The 20,210-nt window shown below is 36.1% G+C and carries 24 protein-coding genes, 1 tRNA gene and 1 other annotated feature; of the genes, 23 read left to right on the top strand and 2 right to left on the bottom strand.

From position 1 onward, the window contains the following. Window positions 1–63 precede the first annotated feature (63 nt). The 14 genes from BCR21_RS09745 (at window position 64) to BCR21_RS09680 (ending at window position 13,627) form a co-directional block, all read left to right on the top strand. The gene (locus tag BCR21_RS09745) at window positions 64–279 is read left to right on the top strand and encodes a hypothetical protein (protein ID WP_240488085.1); all 216 of its coding nucleotides are present in this window, start codon (window positions 64–66) and stop codon (window positions 277–279) included. Continuing rightward, complete coding sequence (locus BCR21_RS09740) at window positions 276–785, top strand: phage major tail protein, TP901-1 family (RefSeq protein WP_069646269.1); 510 nt, start codon at window positions 276–278, stop codon at window positions 783–785. The genes BCR21_RS09745 and BCR21_RS09740 overlap by 4 nt, the downstream gene beginning before the upstream one ends. A gap of 106 nt (window positions 786–891) precedes the next feature. Next, window positions 892–1,233 (top strand): tail assembly chaperone, encoded by a 342-nt coding sequence (locus BCR21_RS09735; protein ID WP_069646268.1) that lies wholly within the window; start codon window positions 892–894, stop codon window positions 1,231–1,233. Window positions 1,234–1,349: 116 nt separating this feature from the next. Then, a complete protein-coding gene (locus tag BCR21_RS09730) occupies window positions 1,350–1,574 on the top strand; it encodes a hypothetical protein (protein WP_069646267.1) in 225 nt (74 codons plus the stop codon). 15 nt (window positions 1,575–1,589) lie between these two features. Next, window positions 1,590–3,890, top strand: coding sequence for a phage tail protein (locus BCR21_RS09725; RefSeq protein ID WP_069646266.1), 2,301 nt, complete (start codon window positions 1,590–1,592; stop codon window positions 3,888–3,890). 13 nt (window positions 3,891–3,903) lie between these two features. Continuing rightward, the gene (locus BCR21_RS09720; protein WP_069646265.1) at window positions 3,904–4,671 is read left to right on the top strand and encodes a distal tail protein Dit; all 768 of its coding nucleotides are present in this window, start codon (window positions 3,904–3,906) and stop codon (window positions 4,669–4,671) included. Beyond that, window positions 4,668–7,475, top strand: coding sequence for a phage tail spike protein (locus BCR21_RS09715; RefSeq protein WP_069646264.1), 2,808 nt, complete (start codon window positions 4,668–4,670; stop codon window positions 7,473–7,475). The genes BCR21_RS09720 and BCR21_RS09715 overlap by 4 nt, the downstream gene beginning before the upstream one ends. A 25-nt stretch (window positions 7,476–7,500) precedes the next feature. Next, window positions 7,501–8,376 (top strand): phage baseplate upper protein, encoded by an 876-nt coding sequence (locus BCR21_RS09710; RefSeq protein WP_069646263.1) that lies wholly within the window; start codon window positions 7,501–7,503, stop codon window positions 8,374–8,376. Continuing rightward, a complete protein-coding gene (locus BCR21_RS09705; protein WP_069646262.1) occupies window positions 8,376–8,606 on the top strand; it encodes a hypothetical protein in 231 nt (76 codons plus the stop codon). Before BCR21_RS09710 ends, BCR21_RS09705 begins: the two co-directional genes overlap by 1 nt. After that, window positions 8,603–8,887, top strand: a complete 285-nt coding sequence (locus tag BCR21_RS09700; RefSeq protein ID WP_069646261.1) for a hypothetical protein — start codon at window positions 8,603–8,605, stop codon at window positions 8,885–8,887. Before BCR21_RS09705 ends, BCR21_RS09700 begins: the two co-directional genes overlap by 4 nt. After that, a complete protein-coding gene (locus BCR21_RS09695; protein WP_069646260.1) occupies window positions 8,887–9,390 on the top strand; it encodes a hypothetical protein in 504 nt (167 codons plus the stop codon). The genes BCR21_RS09700 and BCR21_RS09695 overlap by 1 nt, the downstream gene beginning before the upstream one ends. A 160-nt stretch (window positions 9,391–9,550) precedes the next feature. Then, window positions 9,551–10,012 carry a MarR family winged helix-turn-helix transcriptional regulator gene (locus BCR21_RS09690; protein ID WP_069646259.1) on the top strand — a complete coding sequence of 154 codons (462 nt, stop codon included), beginning with the start codon at window positions 9,551–9,553 and terminating at the stop codon, window positions 10,010–10,012. Then, window positions 10,009–11,745, top strand: a complete 1,737-nt coding sequence (locus BCR21_RS09685; protein ID WP_069646258.1) for an ABC transporter ATP-binding protein — start codon at window positions 10,009–10,011, stop codon at window positions 11,743–11,745. The genes BCR21_RS09690 and BCR21_RS09685 overlap by 4 nt, the downstream gene beginning before the upstream one ends. Further along, window positions 11,738–13,627 carry an ABC transporter ATP-binding protein gene (locus tag BCR21_RS09680; protein ID WP_069646257.1) on the top strand — a complete coding sequence of 630 codons (1,890 nt, stop codon included), beginning with the start codon at window positions 11,738–11,740 and terminating at the stop codon, window positions 13,625–13,627. The genes BCR21_RS09685 and BCR21_RS09680 overlap by 8 nt, the downstream gene beginning before the upstream one ends. Window positions 13,628–13,711: 84 nt before the next feature. Here the strand turns inward: BCR21_RS09680 and BCR21_RS09675 are convergent. Then, window positions 13,712–13,785 (bottom strand) — tRNA-Arg (locus BCR21_RS09675). A gap of 172 nt (window positions 13,786–13,957) precedes the next feature. Further along, window positions 13,958–14,035, top strand: a sequence feature (ribosomal protein L21 leader region). Between the two features lie 19 nt (window positions 14,036–14,054). Between BCR21_RS09675 and rplU the strand changes: the two genes are divergently transcribed. The 6 genes from rplU to BCR21_RS17005 all read left to right on the top strand — a co-directional run bounded on the left by rplU (window position 14,055) and on the right by BCR21_RS17005 (window position 16,675). Further along, complete coding sequence (gene rplU / locus BCR21_RS09670) at window positions 14,055–14,363, top strand: 50S ribosomal protein L21 (protein WP_010762829.1); 309 nt, start codon at window positions 14,055–14,057, stop codon at window positions 14,361–14,363. A 34-nt stretch (window positions 14,364–14,397) separates the two neighbouring features. Further along, window positions 14,398–14,742: a ribosomal-processing cysteine protease Prp gene (locus BCR21_RS09665; protein WP_069646256.1), complete on the top strand. Its 345-nt coding sequence runs from the start codon at window positions 14,398–14,400 to the stop codon at window positions 14,740–14,742. A gap of 12 nt (window positions 14,743–14,754) precedes the next feature. After that, window positions 14,755–15,045, top strand: coding sequence for a 50S ribosomal protein L27 (gene rpmA / locus BCR21_RS09660; RefSeq protein WP_069634418.1), 291 nt, complete (start codon window positions 14,755–14,757; stop codon window positions 15,043–15,045). A gap of 179 nt (window positions 15,046–15,224) precedes the next feature. Then, on the top strand, window positions 15,225–15,692 hold the full coding sequence (locus BCR21_RS09655) for a DUF2798 domain-containing protein (protein ID WP_069646255.1): 468 nt from the start codon (window positions 15,225–15,227) through the stop codon (window positions 15,690–15,692). Between the two features lie 164 nt (window positions 15,693–15,856). Beyond that, window positions 15,857–16,261, top strand: a complete 405-nt coding sequence (locus BCR21_RS09650) for a hypothetical protein (RefSeq protein WP_069646254.1) — start codon at window positions 15,857–15,859, stop codon at window positions 16,259–16,261. Window positions 16,262–16,528: 267 nt separating this feature from the next. After that, on the top strand, window positions 16,529–16,675 hold the full coding sequence (locus BCR21_RS17005; RefSeq protein ID WP_167351776.1) for a hypothetical protein: 147 nt from the start codon (window positions 16,529–16,531) through the stop codon (window positions 16,673–16,675). Between the two features lie 70 nt (window positions 16,676–16,745). Here BCR21_RS17005 and BCR21_RS09645 read toward each other — a convergent pair whose 3' ends face one another. Beyond that, the gene (locus BCR21_RS09645; RefSeq protein ID WP_069646253.1) at window positions 16,746–17,555 is read right to left on the bottom strand and encodes a metallophosphoesterase; all 810 of its coding nucleotides are present in this window, start codon (window positions 17,553–17,555) and stop codon (window positions 16,746–16,748) included. Between the two features lie 172 nt (window positions 17,556–17,727). On the opposite strand from BCR21_RS09645, the gene BCR21_RS09640 reads away from it, so the two are divergent. The 3 genes from BCR21_RS09640 to nusB all read left to right on the top strand — a co-directional run bounded on the left by BCR21_RS09640 (window position 17,728) and on the right by nusB (window position 19,916). Continuing rightward, the gene (locus tag BCR21_RS09640) at window positions 17,728–18,792 is read left to right on the top strand and encodes a M24 family metallopeptidase (protein ID WP_069646252.1); all 1,065 of its coding nucleotides are present in this window, start codon (window positions 17,728–17,730) and stop codon (window positions 18,790–18,792) included. Between the two features lie 256 nt (window positions 18,793–19,048). Beyond that, window positions 19,049–19,474, top strand: a complete 426-nt coding sequence (locus BCR21_RS09635; protein WP_010771224.1) for an Asp23/Gls24 family envelope stress response protein — start codon at window positions 19,049–19,051, stop codon at window positions 19,472–19,474. Continuing rightward, window positions 19,467–19,916 carry a transcription antitermination factor NusB gene (gene nusB / locus BCR21_RS09630; protein ID WP_069646251.1) on the top strand — a complete coding sequence of 150 codons (450 nt, stop codon included), beginning with the start codon at window positions 19,467–19,469 and terminating at the stop codon, window positions 19,914–19,916. The genes BCR21_RS09635 and nusB overlap by 8 nt, the downstream gene beginning before the upstream one ends. Window positions 19,917–20,210: the final 294 nt, after the last annotated feature.

Below are 20,210 nucleotides of genomic sequence, written 5' to 3'. Positions count from 1 at the left end.
GCTACAAAATTTCGATGATCATAGTCGCCCGTGACTTTAAATGAGAGGAGATGTAAAGCGAAATTGAACAATATTTTTTTGAATGATAATAAACCTGTGAGCTTTGAGCAGTATGATAAGGCAAATAAAAATCAATTGAAAGTTATCAAAAAGCTGCAAAAAAGAGTTAAAGCAGAACAAAAACGAAAAAATCAGCTTGCATCTCAATTAAAGCGATCGCTTAAACAAGTAGAAGAATTAAAGCAGCAACAAAACACTAAGGAGGAAATGAACATATGACAGCATTAAGTGGAGTAGATGTAGTTTGGCGTTTTCGTTTAGCCGAAGACGAAGGAAATGAAAGTGCTTGGGGCTTAGCCTACAGTACAGAAAATGGTTATTCAAAATCGAAAGAAAGTGAATCAACTGTGACCAAAGATGGTAGTGTGGTAACACCAGGAGCGACTGAAACAACTGTTACTGCAACAACATTATATAAGATTGGTTCGACTCAAATCGATAAATTAGAGACAGCGATGGATGAGAATAAGCGTGTTCAAATTTGGCGTATCAATACCAAAGAAATTGGTACTGGTAATGATGAAGGAAAATTCAAAGCAAAATATTTTGAAGGCTTTTTTACTTCGTTTGAAGAAACTGATTCAGCTGAAAATAAAGTTGAATACTCTTTGGAGTGGGCTATCGAAGGCGCAGGTAAAAATGGCTTTGCGGCATTAGAGCTTGATACTTCAGAAGGCGGCGATTATGAATTTAAGGATACTGTGAAAGTAGAAACTAAAGCATAATCAATTAATTTTATAAAGTAACCGAAAGAGGTTAGATTCTAGCCTCTTTCACATGGTTTATTATAGCAAGACGATTATTGTAGTTTTTAAATTAGGAGGAAAAGACATGGAATTATCAATGAATGAAAAAACATATAGCTTTAAATTTGGTTATGGTTTTTTAAAAGAAATCAACAAACGTTATTCAGTAGAACGTGGTGGGATGCAGTTAAAATTAGGAGTTGGGGCAATTGTTTCAAATCTACTTTTATCTGATGTAGATACCTTATTTGAAGTCTTGTTGATTGCAAATATGACAGAAAAACCTCGAATGACGGTTAAGTTTTTAGAAGATTACGTTGAACAAAATGGTACAAAAAATCTGTTTGAAGATGTGATTGATGAACTAAAAAAGTCGGAATATACCGGGATGATGACCAGCAAGATGTTGGAAGAAGTACAAGCGTAAATAACATAGATTTTGCCGAAGTATATGAGCAGGTTCGTTTAAACTGTTTACGTTTCTTAAAATTCGAAAATCTTAATGAAATTGACCGATTAACCATTCCTGATTATGAACTACGTATGAAAGCCTATCAATTAAAACAATTGGATCGACAGTATGAAATCCATATGCAAGCATGGGCTACAGTTATGGCAGGTCAAACTCGAAAAGGCAAACCAGTTTTTAGAACCTTCGATAAGTTCTTCGATTATCGAAAAGCAGAAGAGAAAATACTTGGCAGACAAAAAAGTACTTCTCCTGATAAAGAGAAACTTCAAAATTGGATTGCAAATTTTAATTCATAGGAAAGGAGGGGGAAAATGGAAAATAAACAGAATGTGACAACTGTTTTTTCAGTTATTGAAAATAATTTTTTTAAAACATTAGCGAATGCTGAAAATGTCTTAAGTGATACTAAAGCAATGTCAGATCGTTTATCTGAATCGTTTAATAGACTATCATCTTATACTGTTGCGCCACAAAGCTTTGAGGTATTTAAGCAAAGTGCGCAAGAGGCTTCGACACTGATTGATAAAATTGGGGCAAAGTTAAAGCAAAATTTTACTCCTGTAGTTGAAAATCCAAGTTTTACTGGAATGATAGATGCCGTAGATACGACAATCAAAGATATTAATGGAAAATTAAAGCAATTTCACATTCCAAATATGGGGAAAATGCTGATGGGAGACGATTCGGTCTTTGGAAGCATTAATTCCAATATAGACAAAGTAACACAATCTTTTGGTGGAATGGCACAAGGCTTTGGTGATAAACAAAAGCAAATGATTTCAGGTATGTCAAACTGGAAACAAAATCTTGCCGGATTTACAGAAAACACAAAATATCAAATGAAGCTTTTTACTATGGCAATGAGAACTGAAGGATCTCCAGTTGATAAATTGGGAACGGCTTTTGAGACTGTTTCGACAAAGGTAACATCGAGCTTTTCAAAAATGTATCAAAGTTCAGGAATGATGGGATCAGCATTTCGCCAAATTGGTGAAGGTGTTAATGGCGTAAAGACCTATATGACAGGTTTGCCTGAAAGTGCAAGAGATCAAATGAAACTTTTAGGAATGCACATAAGAAGTGAACATCCAGCTTTGGCCGAATTAGGAACGAAGTTCTCAGATATGTCTTCTCAAGTAGGCGGGACTATTTCTAATGTTACTTCAAAATTTGGAACTTTAGGAAGTAAATTCACTGATACAATTTCAAATTCAAGCCTATTGAAAGGAGCATTTAGCGGTATAGGGACGACGTTGCAAGGTTCTGCTAATGTTGGAACGACAGCTATGACTTCCATGGTTCAAGGCTTATCTTCTGTTTTTGGTTTTGCACTAAAAGCTCTAGGACCAGCAGCTATTCTGGGTGTTGCACTAGCTGGTTTTGGTTTATTAGATAGTCAGTTTGATGGACAAATCGGCAAGATGATAGAAACAGCAACTACAAAAGGACCAGCTATTATTGCGGGGTTTGTTCAAGGAATCATAGATAAACTTCCAGCATTGATGGAAACAGGAACGCAATTAATAGCAGGCTTGGCACAAGCAATCTCAGTAAATCTACCTGTGATTATGCAAAGTGCGGTTGACCTAATTAATGCTTTAGTTAGTGGGGTAATTGAAAGTTTACCAACGTTGATCCCAGCTGCTTTGATGTTGATTGAATCCTTAGCCACAAGCTTATTATCTGCAGCACCTCAGTTGTTAATGACAGGATTAGATTTATTAATGGCTTTGGTTAGCGGAATTGTAGATAACAAAGATCAAATCATTGCAACGGTCAAAAGAATCATTGAATCATTTACTACTAATATTACAGGACAATTACCTGAAATTATTAAAAAAGGTGTTGAAATATTAACAAAACTAGCAGAAGGAATTGCTTCTATATTGCCTGTTTTAATTCCAGTGGCAATTGAAGCAATCGCTACTCTAGTAAGAACTTTGTCTGAGCAGTTGCCAACAATCATCTCTGCTGCAGTAAAAATTATCTCTACTCTTGTTGCAGGTTTACTTAAGGAGCTTCCAAGTATTTTAGTAGCAGCAGGAAAGTTGATATGGGAACTAACAAAAGGAATTCTAGGTGCATTACCGTCAATCGCGACAGTTGGCTATCAGATTATTAATGAACTTTCTAAGGCTCTATTTGATATTGACTTATTTGAAGTTGGAGGTAATATCATCCAAGGATTTATTGATGGTATTACAGAAAAGGCTCAAAAAATAGGGAAAGTTCTTGAAAATATCGGGAATGGGATTAAAGACTTTTTTACAGGAAATTTTAAAATTCATTCACCTTCTCGCTGGATGCGAGATGAAATCGGTGCAATGCTACCCGCAGGTTTAGCAATAGGGATCGAAAGAAATGCTCATGTAGTCGACCAACCTATGGATAAACTAGCATCTCAAATAATGCTACCAAGTTTAGATAGTCTAGATCAACAAGTAGAAACGATACAAGATGTATCCGTTCAATCTAGCAGCAAACAAATGATGATCCAAACAAAACAACCCGCAACATTCAACATCAAACTCGGCAACCAACAATTCAAAGCCTTTGTCTCAGATATCTCTGAAGCAATGGGACAAGATTCTGCTATTAACCTAGCATTTTAGAAGGAGGGAAAAAATGTATTATTTTGAAGACACAACAAAAAAAGTCCACAAAGATGATTTGATCCTTCCTTCCTCAGCCATGATGTATGATGGTGTTTATCTAGAAAAAATGATCGACGACTATCGTACATTAGCGATAACAGGCAGAGAAATGCTATCTCTTGATATTGAAACGCAAGAAACTCAAGTGGGAAGTATCAAATTAAATCAAAAATTACCATCTCGAACAATCAAAGTAACCTATCAATTGATTGGAAAAGACGCAAAAGATGTACAGAAAAAATACCGTCAGTTGATGCGTTTACTTTATAAAGAATCAGATGTTGAGATTCGTTTTAAAGATGAACTGGATTATCACTATCATGGACAGTATATGACAACGGAAGAGGTTAGAGGTGATACGAATAGTATTATTTCTAGTTTTGAAATTCTTTGTACTGATCCGAAAAAGTACTCGGTTTTATTAAAAACAGATAGAGAGATCACAACGTATCTACCTTATCAGACAACACCTGAAAAAATTGAAGTAATTATTGAAAAATTCGGTCCTTTGACGATAGAAAATGGCGAAAAAACGATTAAAATCACTAGCTACAATTTAAATGCTGGCGATCGAATTATTTTTGATTTTTTAAAAGGGAAGGTCTATGTGAATGATATTGACCAGACTTTCTTACTTGATTTAGAAAGTGATTTTGAGAATTTTTCTATTCGTGAAGGACAAACAATCCAATGTACCAATGGACAGATGATTATTTCTTATCGGGAGGTGCAGTTGTGAGAAAAAGTGTATATTTCTTTGATGAACGTCAGCACTTAATTCGAATCGTTAAAGAAGATGAATTAATAGAAGTGATTCAAGAAAAAGAAATCACTTCGAATAAAGCTGAATTAATGAACGATACTTTAAACGTATCAACAATTTACGACGAAGAATTGAAAACCGCTGCATACATGGCTGTAAAAGAAGAGTCATCTTCATACAGTCTTTATAGAATTATTTTAGACAGTGAGTCAGAGAATCTCTTATCTTTTACAGGCATTAGTTTTGCACCAGACGAACTAGATTCTTATGTGGTTAAAAATGTACAAGTGAAGAATGAATCAATCAAAAATACATTGCCAAAATTATTAGCAGAAACAGAATGGCGTTTAGGAAAAATCGATGCTAATTTACCTTTAATCACAGAGGATTTCAGTTTTCTTTCTGTAAGGGATGCATTAAAAAATATCCAAACACAGGGATGCGAAATTCTATTTAAATATAAAATCGATGGTATTGGTATTACAGAAAAATGGTTGGAAGTTTATCATGAAATCGGTGAACAGAGCAAGCAGCGTTTCACTTATGGTGAGAAAGCGTTAAGTATTGTAAAAGAACAAGACCGTAACCAAGTGTATACAAGTTTAATCGGCCGTGGTCGTGGGGAAGATGTTGGGGATGGAAAAGGCAAACGAATCGAATTCACTAATATAGAATGGAAAGAAACAACGGGCAAACCTTTGAATAAACCAAAGGGTCAAAACTGGTTGGAATTTCCCGAAATGACCAAACAATACGGCATTCCGCTTAAAAATGGCGGTATGAGAAGACGTGAAAAAGTCATTACGTTTGATGAAGAAGAGAGTGCAGAAAAATTACTGCAAAAAACATATGACTCACTTATCGAATATTCTCGACCGCTGGTTCAATTTAAGACTGAGATTTTAGGTGGAGATACGATCGGAAACACAGTCACAATTCATCGCCATGATCGAAACTATCATTACAAAACACGAATTTTCAAAGTTAAAATCGATCGTCTTACAGGAAAAGTCGAAACTGGTTTAGGAGATAATATTACGAAAAGCATTTCAAAAGCTACATCGGATCTCAAAGGAAATGTCGATTCTTTGGACGAAAAAAAGATGACTTTTTACGATTCTGAAGAAATTTCTAAATGGCAAGATGACATTATCCGTGGTGCCAAAGGCGGTTCTATAAAATTAATGAATGGGATTGAAACGGGGAAATCAAACAGCCGCGAACCCTATCAACAAGTTTTTATGGATGGAAACTCGTTGGATAATAGTAAACATTTTTTAATCATGAACTCAGACGGAATAGGTTTTGTTAAAGACAAATTTACAAACCAACCTAAAACAGCTTGGACGATTGATGGGAAATTTAATGCTGATTTCATTCAAGCTGGTACCTTAGAGGGCGTTACAGTTCAAACAAAGAAAGATAATAATTTCCAAATCAAGTTACAGTCCAATGGAACGATTGCTTTTAGAAATCAAAAAAAGAATGAAGAAGAAGGCTGGATTGGTGCAGTAATAGATGGGAAAACCAAAGAACCAGTTGGCGTTGCCTTTTGTCAAATTCCGGGATATCAGTTTTCAATTGGTTCAGCGGTTTCTAAAGAAGAAAGAGCACCAAGTGCAGTGTTTGAAATTCCTAAAGAATCAAACGCCAATAAGAAAATATGGCGATTACATGGACAAGGAGAAATTAATGGCGACTTAAACATCACTGGTAATCTAAACATTAAAGGGAAATTATTCCTAAATGGCAAAGAAATCACAGGTAATGGGAATGGCAGTGGTGGTAACGGAGGTACTGGTGGTGGATATCCGCCTGAGGTAACAACTCAAACAGATAAATTTGCTTGGGATTTGTGGAGTTTTCTAACTTCCAATGGTTATAGCCAAGCAGCAGCAGCGGGTATTTTAGGGAACGTTCAACAAGAAACAGGCGGTACGATGAATCCTGATACAGACCAAATCGGTGGACCAGCATATGGTTTAGTACAATGGGATGGTTCAAGCTATCCGCTAATTGGTAGTCCAACTTGGGATGGTCGTGAGTATGTTAAACGTTTAATTGGAACAGCGGGTATTACAAATGATTACAAATCAACATTAGCGCAAGCAAAACTAATTGATTGGTGTATGTACAATGGACAGTGGATCGGTGTAGTTAATCCAACTAGTGTTAGTGTTTTTAAGACCATTACAGATCCAGCCACGGCTGCTTATGCGTTTGAAATGAATTTTGAACGCCCTAAAAATGCACACCCAGAAAGACAAGGCTATGCACAAGAATGGTATAACAAATTTAAAGATTTAAAAGCGTCAACTGGAGCAGGCGAAGCGGGATTGAATCATTTAGAATCATTAGTTGGTCGCTATTGGGGGAATGGTCAATGTTATGCTGTGCCGGCAGAATATTCAGGTTTTCTAGGCGGCTGTGGTTTGGGTGCCCAAACGAGTTATCCCTTAAGTCATGTGATCGGAAATACTGAAGCCGCGGCTGATATTGGCAGCTCGTATGATTGGTCAGCAGTTGGTTGGAAAGTTATCTATCAACCTGAGTATAAAGACTTGTTGACAGGAGCCATAATAAATTGGAAACGTGGTGGAAATATTGGTGGCTTCAATGTTGACTATACTTACGGACATACAGGCATCATCAGAGGATTAACTGCTGGTGGATTCCAAACGTATGAGCAAAATATCGGAAAAGGTCAAATTATCGAAAGATACGAACGTCCATGGGTCGGGTCAAACGAAATCAGTTCAATCGTCATTCCACCCAAATAATCAATTTTTAGAAAGGAGTGAGTAAATGTCAATCGTATATCCAATTTTTTTATCAATCACACAACCAAACGACAATATTCCATTAATTATGATTCGTCAATTCGATGAAGGAACGCAAGTTTTGGATGTGACAGTAACAGAACATGGAAAACCAAAAGACATTTCAAATTTAACCCCATTTTTCTGCGTCAAACAAGGACATCATGCAGGTCTAGGTTTATCTGAGCAAAAAGTCGTTAAAATCATCGACGCAAAAAAAGGGAAGCTGCAATACACATTAACTAATTATGATATGCAAAATGTAGGAGAAAATACTGCTTACTTTAGTTTTAGAGAACTTCAAAAAGATTTAAGTTGGCGGCAACAATTTTCAACAAGAGATTTTGCTTATCAAGTCAAAGAAAGCATTTACGACGAGGGAATCAAAGACAGTAACTATATTTGGACGTTTGAAGAAATTTTACGCTATTTCACTGAATGGGTGAAAACGTGTCAGGAGATTTATGATGACTGGTATATAGTGGCTCAAGAAGAATTACAGCGTATTATTGCAGAGTTTCAAAGCTGGATCACAACAAATCAAGAAAGATTTGATCAATGGACTACGGTTCAAAGAGCAGAATTCGATAAATGGTTTGCTACGATCAAAGAGATCTTAAATGAAAATACTGCTGGTAATCTTTTGAATCTAATTGAAGAACTAAAGCAGGCGCATTTTACGTTAAAAAGTGGAGAAACAAGTGTTCTTAGAACAATTCGAGATGATAAATTCAGCTTGAATCATAGTGTGACTAAATTAGGAACGGTCACTCATAAAAAAGAAGCTTCGGCTTTAGTGGTCGCTGAAATCGACAGTGAAAAACAAAATACTTTCTTCATAAGAAAGGTAGGTTCAGTTTAATGGCAAATGAAGTAGAGATCAAAAAAGTAATGGAAACCGATGAATCCAGTGTACAGCGTCAAGTTTTCCCAGAAACGCATGCTAGTGCGATTCTTGGTTTAGATAAGATCGAAACAATAGGAACAGGTGTGACATCGATCAACGGAAAAACGGGAGATATTACATTGACCGCAAAAGATTTAGGCGTTGAAGGAACAGGAATTACAATAGATAAGGTGGGATCAGTATGATAGATATCGTTGAATTAAAAAGTGATGGCGTTGTTGTTTATCCTAAAACACATGTAAACGCTGTGGAAGGATTTACAACGATCAAAGGTGAAAAAGGGGATGTAGGACCAGCAGGGCCACAAGGTATAACTGGAGCTACAGGCCCCCAAGGACCAGCGGGAACAAACGCAACAACGACTGCTGCAGCAACACAAACAGTCAGCGGACTGATGAGTGCAGCGGATAAGAAAAAATTAGATACATTACCAACAATAACTTTTAGTAAGGTGGGAGCAGTATAATGGCAGATATTGTACAATTAGAAGAAAAAGGAAATTTGTTGTATCCGAAGACACATGTGAGTGCAGTTGAAGATTTATCTGAAATTTTAGATACTAACAGAATGATGGCTATGGCTTATTTTACGCAGAGAGAAGATGTAGCTAATAAACACGGTGTAGTAAATATTCCGCTAGAATTGACAAAAGAGATTGTAACTGGATTTTACAAATTCAACGGAGAGAATACTTTAGAAATAAAAGAATCAGGTCTTTATGAGATTAATGGTGCATTAGCAGTAATTGATTGTACGGGTGGGATGTGGACATCATTTGCTCTAGTTATTGAAAACAATGGAAATATAGTGAATCCGATTATTGAAGGTAGAAATACTCCTAATGGAGAAGCAAGCTTAAGAGGTGTTTTTGAGTTGAAAGCTGGATCTACTGTGCGTGTAACTAAAAATGGAAGCAGCAGTAATGGGACAGTATTAAGAGGTTCGGTTATTATCAAAAAACTTAACTAATAAGTTTTAATATACTATCAATAAATCCAGATAGTGATTAATTTCGCGGATATCTGGATTTATTTTGTTTAGTAACAGGTTGATTAAATAAACCTTGACCATTCGATTACACTTATCGTAATATAGTTAGGAACCGAACTATATTGCAAGGAGGTAAATCATGGACAGAAAAATCGGTCTAAAAATCAGAATCCTAGCCAATGAACTAAACCGAAAAGCAGCAGAAATCTTAAAAGAAGATGGCGAAGCTTCATCAAGTATCCAAATGCGCATTCTTAATTTCATCCACCGTCGCAATAGTCAACAAGTACCCGTCTACCAAAAAGACATAGAACAAGAATTCGATATTCGGCGTTCCACTGCAACAGGTCTACTACAAACTATGGAAAAACGTTTATTTATCGAACGAAGAAGTTACAAAGAAGACAACCGATACAAAACGATTATTTTAACGGAACTAGGACAACAAAGAGTCAAAGAAAACATCGTGAAGTTACATAAATTCGATGAGTTACTTGTTCAAGGGATTTCAGAAGAACATGTAACAATTTTTTTTGATGTAATGGAAAAACTATCAGAAAATAGCAAGAAAATAAATAAGGAAGGTGAACGGATTACATGATAAAAAAAATGATTGCCAATATAGGGGTCTATAAAAAAGAAAGTATTATTACACCAATTTATGTAACGGGGGAAGTGATTTTAGATATCATCATTCCTTTAGTCATGGCGATGATGATCGATAATGGAATCGAAAAAGGTGATACAAAAGCTATTTTAATGTATGGGGCGATTTTATTTATTTGTGCAATTATTGCGTTGTTTTTTGGTGCGATGTCCGGTCGTTACGCGGCTATCGCTTCAGCCGGGTTTGCCAAAAATTTACGAGATCAATTATTTGATCGTATCCAAGGGTTTTCTTTTTCAAACATTGATCGTTTTTCCACCTCAAGTTTGATCACACGGATGACAACGGATGTGACGAATGTTCAAAATGCCTATCAAATGATTATTCGACTGTTAGTTCGTAGTCCGTTGATTATGATTTTTTCATTAGCGATGGCGTATAGTATCAATAAGGATTTATCATTGATTTATTTAGGCGTTGTGCCATTTTTGATGATTGGTTTAGCAGCAGTTATTTACTTTGCTCATCCGAATTTCAATAAGGTTTTTCGGATCTACGATAAATTAAATAACGTAGTTCAAGAAAATTTACAAGGGATTCGTGTTGTTAAATCTTATGTGAGAGAAAAACATGAGGATGAAAAATTCAAAGCAGTTTCTAAGGATATTTACAAAACATTTTCAAAAGCGCAAAGTATCGTTGCTTTTAATAATCCTATTTTACAGTTTGCAGTCTACACGTGTATGTTGCTGATTTCATGGTTAGGGGCGAAATTCGTGGTAGGCGGTACGTTGACGACTGGTGAATTAGTCAGTATGTTTACTTACACAATGCAGATTTTAATGAGTTTAAATATGTTATCAATGGTATTTGTAATTGTACTTATTGCAAGGACTTCTGCTGAGCGGATTACGGAAGTTTTATCAGAAGAAAGTGATTTAAAAAACAATGCAGATCCACTTTATGAAATTCCAGACGGCTCTGTTCGTTTTAAAGATGTTTGTTTCAGTTATGCCAATGATCTTGAAAAATTGGCGTTGATGCATGCAAATTTAGAAATAAAATCAGGTGAAGTGATCGGAATCGTTGGTGGAACAGGTAGTTCTAAATCGACTTTAGTTCAGTTGATTCCAAGATTATATGATGTGACACAAGGCTCAGTTGAAGTTGGTGGACATGATGTGCGGGATTACGATCTGAAATCATTGCGTGATCAAGTCAGTATGGTTTTACAAAATAATGTATTGTTTACTGGAACAATCAAAGAAAATCTACGCTGGGGTAATGAAGGGGCGACAGATGAGGATTTGATCAGAGTGTGTAAAATTGCTCAGGCAGATAGTTTTATCGAAGAATTTCCAGATAAATATGACACGATGATTTCTCAAGGCGGAAACAATGTTTCGGGTGGCCAAAAACAACGTTTATGTATTGCTCGCGCATTGTTAAAAAAACCGAAAATTTTGATTTTAGATGATTCAACGAGTGCTGTAGATACGAAAACAGATCGTCTGATCAGAGAAGGGATGAGACAAGAAATCCCTGGAACAACGACGTTTATCATAGGACAGCGCGTTTCTTCTGTTCAAGATTCAGATCGTATTGTTGTGATGGATAAAGGCTTGATCAATGCTATCGGAACACATGATGAATTATTGGCTAATAATCAGATTTATCAAGAAGTTTATGAGTCTCAACAGAAAGGATTTGGTGAAGAAGATGCGTGATGAACAAACAAAAGGGATTCCCAAAAGTCAAGATCCTTTAAAAACGTTGAAACGGCTATTTTCATATATGTTTGAGAATTATAAGTTCCAACTGATATTAGTACTGGTACTCATCCTACTAAGTACCTTTGCCAATGTACGAGGTTCGCTATTTTTACAAGTGGTGATCGATGATTATATCACACCGTTACTGGGTCAAAGTAATCCTAATTTTTCTGGATTATTAAAGGCAATTACAACGATGGCACTGATTTATGGTGTTGGGATCATTGCAAACTTAGGCTTTAACCTGATCATGGTGCGTATCAGTGAAGGAACACAAAAAACAATTCGGGATGAAATGTTTACTCATCTTGAAACATTGCCAATCCGCTATTTTGATTCAAATTCTGACGGGAATATCATGAGCCATTTCACGAATGATACAGATACGTTGCGTCAGATGATTTCACAAAGTATTCCTAATTTAGTGGCAGCAGTTGTTAGTTTTATCAGTGTGTTTATTGCCATGTTTACGATCAGTGTTCCACTGACCTTAGTTGTAATGGTTTCTGTTTCCATAATGATCATGACGATTAGGATAATTGCAGGGCGCAGCAGTCGTCATTTTGGGAAGCAACAACGGGATTTAGGGCGTGTAAATGGATTCATCGAAGAAATAATGCATGGACAAAAAGTGGTGAAAATTTTTAATCACGAGCCGCAAACAATCAAACAGTTTAAAGTAATCAACGAAGAATTGCGACAAAGTGCTACCCAAGCTAATAAATATGCGAATAGCTTAATGCCGATCATGATGAATTTGCTAAATATTCAATATGTACTCTTAGCAGTAGTTGGTGGTATTTTTTCAGTTTATGGTGTTTCGGGTCTGACAATTGGGATGATCGCTTCTTTTCTTCAATTAAGTCGTTCATTGAATATGCCGATCAGTCAAGTTTCTCAACAAATCAATTTTGTGATTATGGCGTTAGCTGGGGCAGATCGCATCTTTACGTTGATTGATGAAAAGCCAGAAGTGGATGATGGTTATGTGACGTTAGTTCATGTGAAGCGACAAGGAAATAAACTTGTTGAAAGTGACACTAGGACAGGCTTATGGGCATGGAAACACCCTCATAATGATGGCTCGGTGACCTATACGGAATTAACTGGTGACGTACGTTTTGAGGATGTCTCTTTTGGCTATACAGATAAAAGTCGAGTATTAAAAGATATCAATCTCTACGCTGAACCAGGTCAAAAAGTCGCATTTGTTGGGGCCACAGGAGCAGGGAAAACAACGATCACAAATTTGATCAATCGTTTCTACGATGTTCAAGAAGGAAAAATCCGTTATGATGGAATCAATGTGAAGAAAATCAAAAAAAGTTCTTTGAGAAAATCATTAGGGATTGTTTTACAGGATACTCATTTATTTACAGGCACGATTCGTGAGAATATTCGTTATGGGAAGTTAAACGCATCTGATGAAGCTGTGATTGAAGCGGCTCAGTTAGCGAATGCAGAAGATTTTATCAATAACCTACCCGATAAATATGATACAGTGATTACTGGGGACGGCGAAGGTCTATCTCAAGGGCAACGCCAATTATTGTCCATTGCACGAGCTGCGATTGCAGATCCACCTGTAATGATCTTGGATGAAGCAACATCCAGTATTGATACAAGAACGGAAAAGCATGTACAAGCTGGGATGGATCGTTTGATGAAAGGCAGAACTGTTTTTGTCATTGCCCATCGTTTATCAACTATCCAAAATTCGGATGCAATCATGGTAATGGATCATGGAAGAATCATTGAACGAGGCAGTCACGAAGATTTACTTGAGGAAAAGGGAATCTATCATCAATTGTATACAGGAAAGGTCGAACTTTCTTAGTAAGAAAATAGAAAAATAAAAAAACACCAATCATTAGAAAAAATCTGATGATTGGTGTTTTTTTAATATAAACGTTTAAAATAATACGCCAAGAGAGATTCGAACTCCCGACCGCTCGCTTAGAAGGCGAGTGCTCTATCCAGCTGAGCTATTGGCGCAAAGTAATAACGCAACAGAATTTATTATAATGAACATCCAAAATAAAGTCAATCATAAATTAGAAATAACAAGAAAGTTTTTTTGAAAAGTGATTTATAACGCTAAATAACTAAGTTTTTATTGACTCTTGTTCCTTATTTTGATATGATACTAATGTTGTAATTGTGGACTCCACAGCTACAACCGCACAGAACAAGTTTTAAGTATGACATATCGTTATCACTTGGGATGGCGAGTCTAAGTCTAGAAGAAGGAGGTGCTGTATAGCATGTACGCAATTATCAAAACTGGTGGTAAACAAGTAAAAGTTGAGGTAGGTCAAGCAATTTACGTTGAAAAATTAGACGTAGAAGCTGGCGAAAAAGTTGTTTTTGACGAAGTTATCTTAGTGGGTGGCGAATCTACGAAAGTAGGAGCTCCAACTGTCGCAGGTGCAACTGTCGAAGGAACTGTAGAAAAACACGGCAAACAAAAGAAAGTCGTGACTTTCAAATACAAACCTAAAAAACACACTCACCGCAAACAAGGTCACCGTCAACCATATACAAAAGTTGTAATCAACGCAATCAACGCATAATTCTTTTAAGTTGCATAGGAAAGAAGGCCTATCAATGATTAAAAGTTCTTTTAAACGAAATGGCGCAGGCCAAATCGTTTCTTTTGAAGTCTCAGGGCATGCTGAATCAGGTCCATATGGCAGTGATATTGTTTGTGCAGCTGTGTCTGCCCTAACAATCAGCACGGTCAATGGTATCGATGCGCTAGCTGGTTTTGAACCGATTGTCGAAACCAATGAAGATGAAGGTGGTTACCTTTATGTTGAAGTGATTTCAAATGCCAATCAGGAACAAACCAACATTGCCCAAATTCTCTTGGAAAACCTTTTATTAGGTCTACAAGCAGTCGAGCAAGAAAATCTTGAATTTATTCAAGTCAAAACCATAAACGAAAAATAGGAGGTGCAGACTATGTTATTAAACATGAATTTACAATTATTCGCCCACAAAAAAGGTGGAGGTTCTACTTCCAACGGACGTGATTCAGAATCTAAACGCTTAGGCGCTAAAAGTGCTGATGGACAAACTGTAACTGGTGGATCAATTTTATACCGTCAACGCGGAACTAAAATTTACCCAGGTGCTAACGTAGGTATTGGCGGCGACGACACTTTATTTGCTAAAGTAGACGGTGTAGTACGTTTCGAACGTAAAGGCCGTGACAAAAAACAAGTGTCTGTTTACCCAGCAGTAGCTCAATAATTTTTGAACTGATCGGTTCTATTCCTTATTCAGTAAGGGATAGAACTTTTTTTGTACATCTAGAAAAGTACCTAGTCTTAAATTAATAACATTATAAAATGATTAGAAAAATTTAACTTACGAGAATTTTTTTTTTATGATAGCATAAACTCTGTTATTAAAAAAAGAGGAGTGTATGTATGCCGCAAAACAAAAAAGAAGGAATCTTCTTCACAACGATTGTCTGTTTTTCCATGGTGATTTCTATGAGCGCCTATAATCTTTTATTGCACGGACAATTTTCATTAAGCAATTTATTTGGTGGCTTGGTGCCAGGATTTATTGTAGCGTTTATATTTGATGTCTTAATTGTTTCGTCACCAGCTAAGAAAATTGCTTTTGCTTTACCTATCAATAAAGAGAAAAAAATCCAGATGATCATTGCTGTTTCCAGCTGCATGGTTTTAGGAATGGTTTTTTTTATGTCGATGTATGGTGTTTTTATGCAATTTGGTTTCACAGAAAAATTCCTAAGTTATTACGTCGGTGCATTTGCTACAAACCTTATTATGGCATTACCGCTACAGTTATTACTTGTAGGGCCAATCTGTAGAATGATTTTAAGTGCAAGCCGACAAAGTAATTGGTTAAAAGAAGCGAATGATTAAATGAATTAATAGAAAAGGTTAAAACGAAAGTCGTCATTGCTTTTGTTTTAACCAGCTATTTTTTGCTTAGTTAAGCGAAATTTGATTTAAAAGAGGGGCCAGCTTTCCTAAATTGATATAAAATTGTTATAATTAGTAGAATCTTAATTGGGGGGCCTTCAACAATGGAAATACATGAGCGAATTGTCAGGTTATTAAATTCAAGCACCATATTTTTGATTTCAACAATTGATATACGTGATTTTCCAACGGTTATTGCTGTTTCTGAACCGCTATGGAGAGAAGGCTTATTAAAGCTACAATTTTATTTGGATGGGAATGGGGAAACAGCTAAAAACATTCAAAGTAATCAGAATGGATCTGTTTGTTGTTATGAGGAAATTAAACATGAAAGTCTGCTTTTAAAAGGGAAGTTTACGATCGAACAAATTGAGTCAGTAGAAGCGATTGAACCTAAATTATCAAGCTATCAAAAAGAATTAAATCATTCAGAACCTGTACTAGTTACATTTGAAACATGGACAGCTAGGATACACATGGATAAAAAAACGAAAGATATTATTGTTTAGTCTAGAGAGAATGCTTAGACTTTTTTGATAAAGAGAGATATAAGGAGTTGGGATGATGATTGATCTCTGCTCTTTTTATTTTTTCTAGTGTAATAAATATTCTTAATCAAATTTAATTGTCCTTCATTTTTTCTTAATAACTGTTCATCATTTATTCAAAGATTTTTATGTTTGAATTAAGTTCTTTTGGTTATAGTTAATTATCAGCAATAGTTGGAGATAGTTTTTTGAAAGCTATTATCCATGAAAAAGAAAGGGGGAATGACGATGTACGCTGTAAAAGTATTACATGGGTATATTGGTAAAGACGGACAACGTACAAGAGATAAAAATCGTGTTCGAATCTTTCAAACTAAAAATTACGCAGAAAAATTCGCTGACAAAATCGGTGGTCGTGTTAAAGTACTAGGCTAAATTTATAAACTAACAGGAAACGAGTAGCCCAAAATATAATTATTTTGGGCTACTCGTTTGTGGAAAAAAATTAAACATACAGGTCGAAAACAGCAATTTCTGGTGGGACTCTAAATCGTGCTGGAATTTTTGTGGTACCTAAACCTGTATTGACATACAACGTTGTATCATTAGCTAAATTATAAAAGCCATCAAAATATTTTTCGGCCATCACGTTTTTGATTGTTAGAAAAGGAAGTTTAACTTGTCCACCATGGCTGTGACCAGATAAAATCAACTGAACGTTTTGATCGAGCGCTGAATCCGCTTTGTCCGGTTCATGACTTAGTAAGATAGTATAATCACTTTGACGATCTGCTAGTGCATCGGTAACAGAAGAGTTGCCTAGTAATGAATCATCCAAGCCAGCTATGTAAAGCGATTTTCCGTTAGGTAATGAAAGGTTGGTTCCGGAATTCTCCAGTAGTTGAAAATCAGCAGCGGCTAGGATTTCTGGATAAACATGAGCAGCACCACCACCATAATCATGATTACCCCAAACGGCATATTTTCCTAAAGGAGCATTTAAGCGGCTTAAGGCTGCAGTCACTTCTTCAGATGGGCCATATAAAGCATAATTATCAAATAAATCCCCAGTAAATAAAATGATGTCGGGTTTCTCGTTGTTGACTTTGGTAACGATTTTTTCTAGTTGTGCAACGGGGTATTTTTCTTGAATATGAATATCTGAAATCTGTACTACTTTAACTGGTTTTTGACCCTCGTTATTTCCTACTGTGTAGTTGTGTGTGACAATTCTTTTCGGCTCTATAAAAAAGGCATAGAGAGTCATGCCGATAATCGCTGCTATAAATAAATAGATAAAATATCGTTTTTTCATTAGTGACCTCACTTTCAAAGCACACTATAACGAAAAGAAATTAAAAAATGGTAAAATACGGCTTGTAGAGTAGAAACTTTAGAATAATTTAGAGGTTGTAGGTCTTCGGTGTTTTTCAAAATCATTATTTGCTATAATAGAGAAGAACTTATTAGGAAAGAAGGATGAAAAAATGATGGTAAGAGTAAATAAATTAAGAGCATTAATGAAAAAAAATGATCTTTCAGGTTTTTTAATCACAAGTCCGTATAATTTGCGTTATCTAACAAATTTTACTGGAACAACAGGACTCGCAGTGATCACGTTAGATAAAGCCTTTTTTGTAACGGATTTTCGTTATACAGAGCAAGCAGCAGAGCAAGCACAGGGCTTTGAGATCATTCAAAATACCGGTCCAATCTATGATGAAGTTGTAGCAATTGCAGAAAAAGAACAGTTGGCTAATTTAGCGTTTGAAGAAACATTTGTTAGTTTTGCGGAATATAGTTTGTTAGAAGAAATCACGCCTTGTGATCTAATTCCAGTAGCAGGTCTAATTGAAGAACTTCGTGAGGTCAAAGATGAAGAAGAAATTGCGATCATTGAAAAAGCCTGCAGTATTGCCGATCTAGGGTTTAAACATATTTTAACAGTAATCAAACCCGGCATGACAGAAATTGAAATCGCCAACCAATTAGATTTTTATATGCGTTCTTTAGGTGCAACGAGCGTTTCTTTTGAAACGATTGTTGCAAGTGGTGTCCGTTCTGCTATGCCGCACGGTGTTGCAAGTGAAAAAATTATCGAAAAAGGTGATTTGATTACGTTGGATTTTGGTTGTTATTATCAAGGATATGTTTCAGATATGACCCGGACATTTGCAATTGGCGAGCCTGATAGTAAACTGAAAGACATTTATCAAATCGTTTTAGAAGCGCAATTAAAAGTATTAGATGAAGCAAAACCAGGTTTAACTGGGATTCAATTAGACGCAATCGCACGTGATTATATTGCTTCTTATGGGTATGGTGAGGCGTTTGGCCATAGCACAGGTCATGGTATTGGCTTAGAAATTCACGAAGGACCAAATGTTTCCTTTAGAGCAGATAAACAATTTGTTGCTGGAAATGTGATTACTGACGAACCTGGTATCTATTTACCTGGTCTTGGCGGTGTTAGGATTGAAGATGATTTATTGATTACGAAAGAAGGGAATCGTGTTTTGACACATTCGCCTAAGGAATTGATAATTTTATAAAATGTTTTCGACTCATTTTCTCATCGTTTTTTTGGTAGCGAAACAAGCTGATTAATGATAAACTAGGGAAGAATGGAAACATAGATAGGTAATTGAATTGTGACGAAAAAAACGTCATTCTCTGATTTTCCTGTTGAGACTGGACGAGCCTGCTATGCTTTAGCTTTGAAACACAGTGAATGAAATGAACTGATGTTGAAAAGTACAAGGTGTAGTGAAGCGGAACGTTGTTACCTATATTATAAGGAGGATTAAAATGACTGAAGAAAAAAATCTAGTGATCAATACAAAAGACTCTTTAGGTGAAATTGTTATCGCACCAGAAGTAATTGAAGTCATTATTGGTATTGCAGCATCTAAAGTAGATGGCGTATATGGTATGCGTGGAACATTTGCTAATAATGTAACAGAATTTCTTGGCCGTGCTGCTCACGGTAAAGGCGTTTATTTAAGAGCCGAAGAAGAAGGTCTGAAAGTCGATATTTACTGTTACTTAAATTATGGTATCTCGGTACCTAAAGTGGCGTTAGAAATGCAAGATCGTGTGAAACAGCAAGTCTTGTTCATGACAGACATCGATTTAGTGGAAGTGAATATTCACGTAGTAGCAGTAGTTCCTGAAAAGCTACCTGAACCAGATTTTGATGAATTATTCCCGGAAGATGAGGGAGAAAATGAGTAAGCCAAGTTTCACTCGTCATGAGATTCGTGAAAAGGCGCTTCAAGCGTTGTTTCCTTTAGATTTTAATGTTGACTTAACAAAACAAGATGCGATTTCTTATGCATTGGAGTTAGATAATCAAGAAATCATTAGTGAAGATGGGGAAGAATTTATCCCAACTTACTTAGACTTATTGGTAGGCGGCGTTTGTGATCGTAAAGCAGAACTTGACGAGATTATCAAAAGACATTTAGGTAATAACTGGTCGATCACACGTATTGCGAAGATGGATTTGATTATTTTGCGTATGGCTATTTTTGAAATGCTTTATGTTGGGGATGTTCCTAACACAGTTGCTTTAGATGAAGCGATTGAGCTTGCCAAAAAATATAGTGATGACCGTTCTAGAAAGTTCGTTAACGGCGTTTTAGCGAATGTGATGAAAGAGATTGATTCAAAGTAGAAATACTTTGAATCTTTTTTGTTGTGAATCACTACGATTGGCTCTGCCAGAGTAGATGATGAACAATACTTGGCGACCGAAGGGAGAGAAGTAACTTTACTAGTGAATCACTCCACTACGTTTTGACTACATCTATCTCATCAATCTCCGAGAGCTAAAGCTCTAAAAATCGAAGGACTACGATTGGCTCTGCCAGAGTAGATGATGAACAATACTTGGCGACCAAAGGGAGAGAAGTTTCATTGACGTACAATTCAAGGAGATAGAGATTATAGAGTGTTAAGACTAGCTGAA

Origin of the sequence: Enterococcus ureasiticus (genome assembly GCF_001730285.1) — a bacterium.
Classification (GTDB): domain Bacteria; phylum Bacillota; class Bacilli; order Lactobacillales; family Enterococcaceae; genus Enterococcus_L; species Enterococcus_L ureasiticus.
The sequence above is the reverse complement of the archived record's forward strand: the minus strand, read 5'-3'. Positions and strand labels throughout refer to the sequence as shown.

Bases quoted from the DNA above. Each gene is read 5' to 3' on its own strand.
- BCR21_RS09740 (WP_069646269.1), top strand. From the start codon at position 276: ATGACAGCATTAAGTGGAGTAGATGTAGTTTGGCGTTTTCGTTTAGCC.
- BCR21_RS09735 (WP_069646268.1), top strand. From the start codon at position 892: ATGGAATTATCAATGAATGAAAAAACATATAGCTTTAAATTTGGTTAT.
- BCR21_RS09730 (WP_069646267.1), top strand. From the start codon at position 1,350: ATGAAAGCCTATCAATTAAAACAATTGGATCGACAGTATGAAATCCAT.
- BCR21_RS09725 (WP_069646266.1), top strand. From the start codon at position 1,590: ATGGAAAATAAACAGAATGTGACAACTGTTTTTTCAGTTATTGAAAAT.
- BCR21_RS09720 (WP_069646265.1), top strand. From the start codon at position 3,904: ATGTATTATTTTGAAGACACAACAAAAAAAGTCCACAAAGATGATTTG.
- BCR21_RS09710 (WP_069646263.1), top strand. From the start codon at position 7,501: ATGTCAATCGTATATCCAATTTTTTTATCAATCACACAACCAAACGAC.
- BCR21_RS09705 (WP_069646262.1), top strand. From the start codon at position 8,376: ATGGCAAATGAAGTAGAGATCAAAAAAGTAATGGAAACCGATGAATCC.
- BCR21_RS09700 (WP_069646261.1), top strand. From the start codon at position 8,603: ATGATAGATATCGTTGAATTAAAAAGTGATGGCGTTGTTGTTTATCCT.
- BCR21_RS09695 (WP_069646260.1), top strand. From the start codon at position 8,887: ATGGCAGATATTGTACAATTAGAAGAAAAAGGAAATTTGTTGTATCCG.
- BCR21_RS09690 (WP_069646259.1), top strand. From the start codon at position 9,551: ATGGACAGAAAAATCGGTCTAAAAATCAGAATCCTAGCCAATGAACTA.
- BCR21_RS09685 (WP_069646258.1), top strand. From the start codon at position 10,009: ATGATAAAAAAAATGATTGCCAATATAGGGGTCTATAAAAAAGAAAGT.
- BCR21_RS09680 (WP_069646257.1), top strand. From the start codon at position 11,738: ATGCGTGATGAACAAACAAAAGGGATTCCCAAAAGTCAAGATCCTTTA.
- rplU (WP_010762829.1), top strand. From the start codon at position 14,055: ATGTACGCAATTATCAAAACTGGTGGTAAACAAGTAAAAGTTGAGGTA.
- BCR21_RS09665 (WP_069646256.1), top strand. From the start codon at position 14,398: ATGATTAAAAGTTCTTTTAAACGAAATGGCGCAGGCCAAATCGTTTCT.
- rpmA (WP_069634418.1), top strand. From the start codon at position 14,755: ATGTTATTAAACATGAATTTACAATTATTCGCCCACAAAAAAGGTGGA.
- BCR21_RS09655 (WP_069646255.1), top strand. From the start codon at position 15,225: ATGCCGCAAAACAAAAAAGAAGGAATCTTCTTCACAACGATTGTCTGT.
- BCR21_RS09650 (WP_069646254.1), top strand. From the start codon at position 15,857: ATGGAAATACATGAGCGAATTGTCAGGTTATTAAATTCAAGCACCATA.
- BCR21_RS17005 (WP_167351776.1), top strand. From the start codon at position 16,529: ATGTACGCTGTAAAAGTATTACATGGGTATATTGGTAAAGACGGACAA.
- BCR21_RS09645 (WP_069646253.1), bottom strand. From the start codon at position 17,555: ATGAAAAAACGATATTTTATCTATTTATTTATAGCAGCGATTATCGGC.
- BCR21_RS09640 (WP_069646252.1), top strand. From the start codon at position 17,728: ATGATGGTAAGAGTAAATAAATTAAGAGCATTAATGAAAAAAAATGAT.
- BCR21_RS09635 (WP_010771224.1), top strand. From the start codon at position 19,049: ATGACTGAAGAAAAAAATCTAGTGATCAATACAAAAGACTCTTTAGGT.
- nusB (WP_069646251.1), top strand. From the start codon at position 19,467: ATGAGTAAGCCAAGTTTCACTCGTCATGAGATTCGTGAAAAGGCGCTT.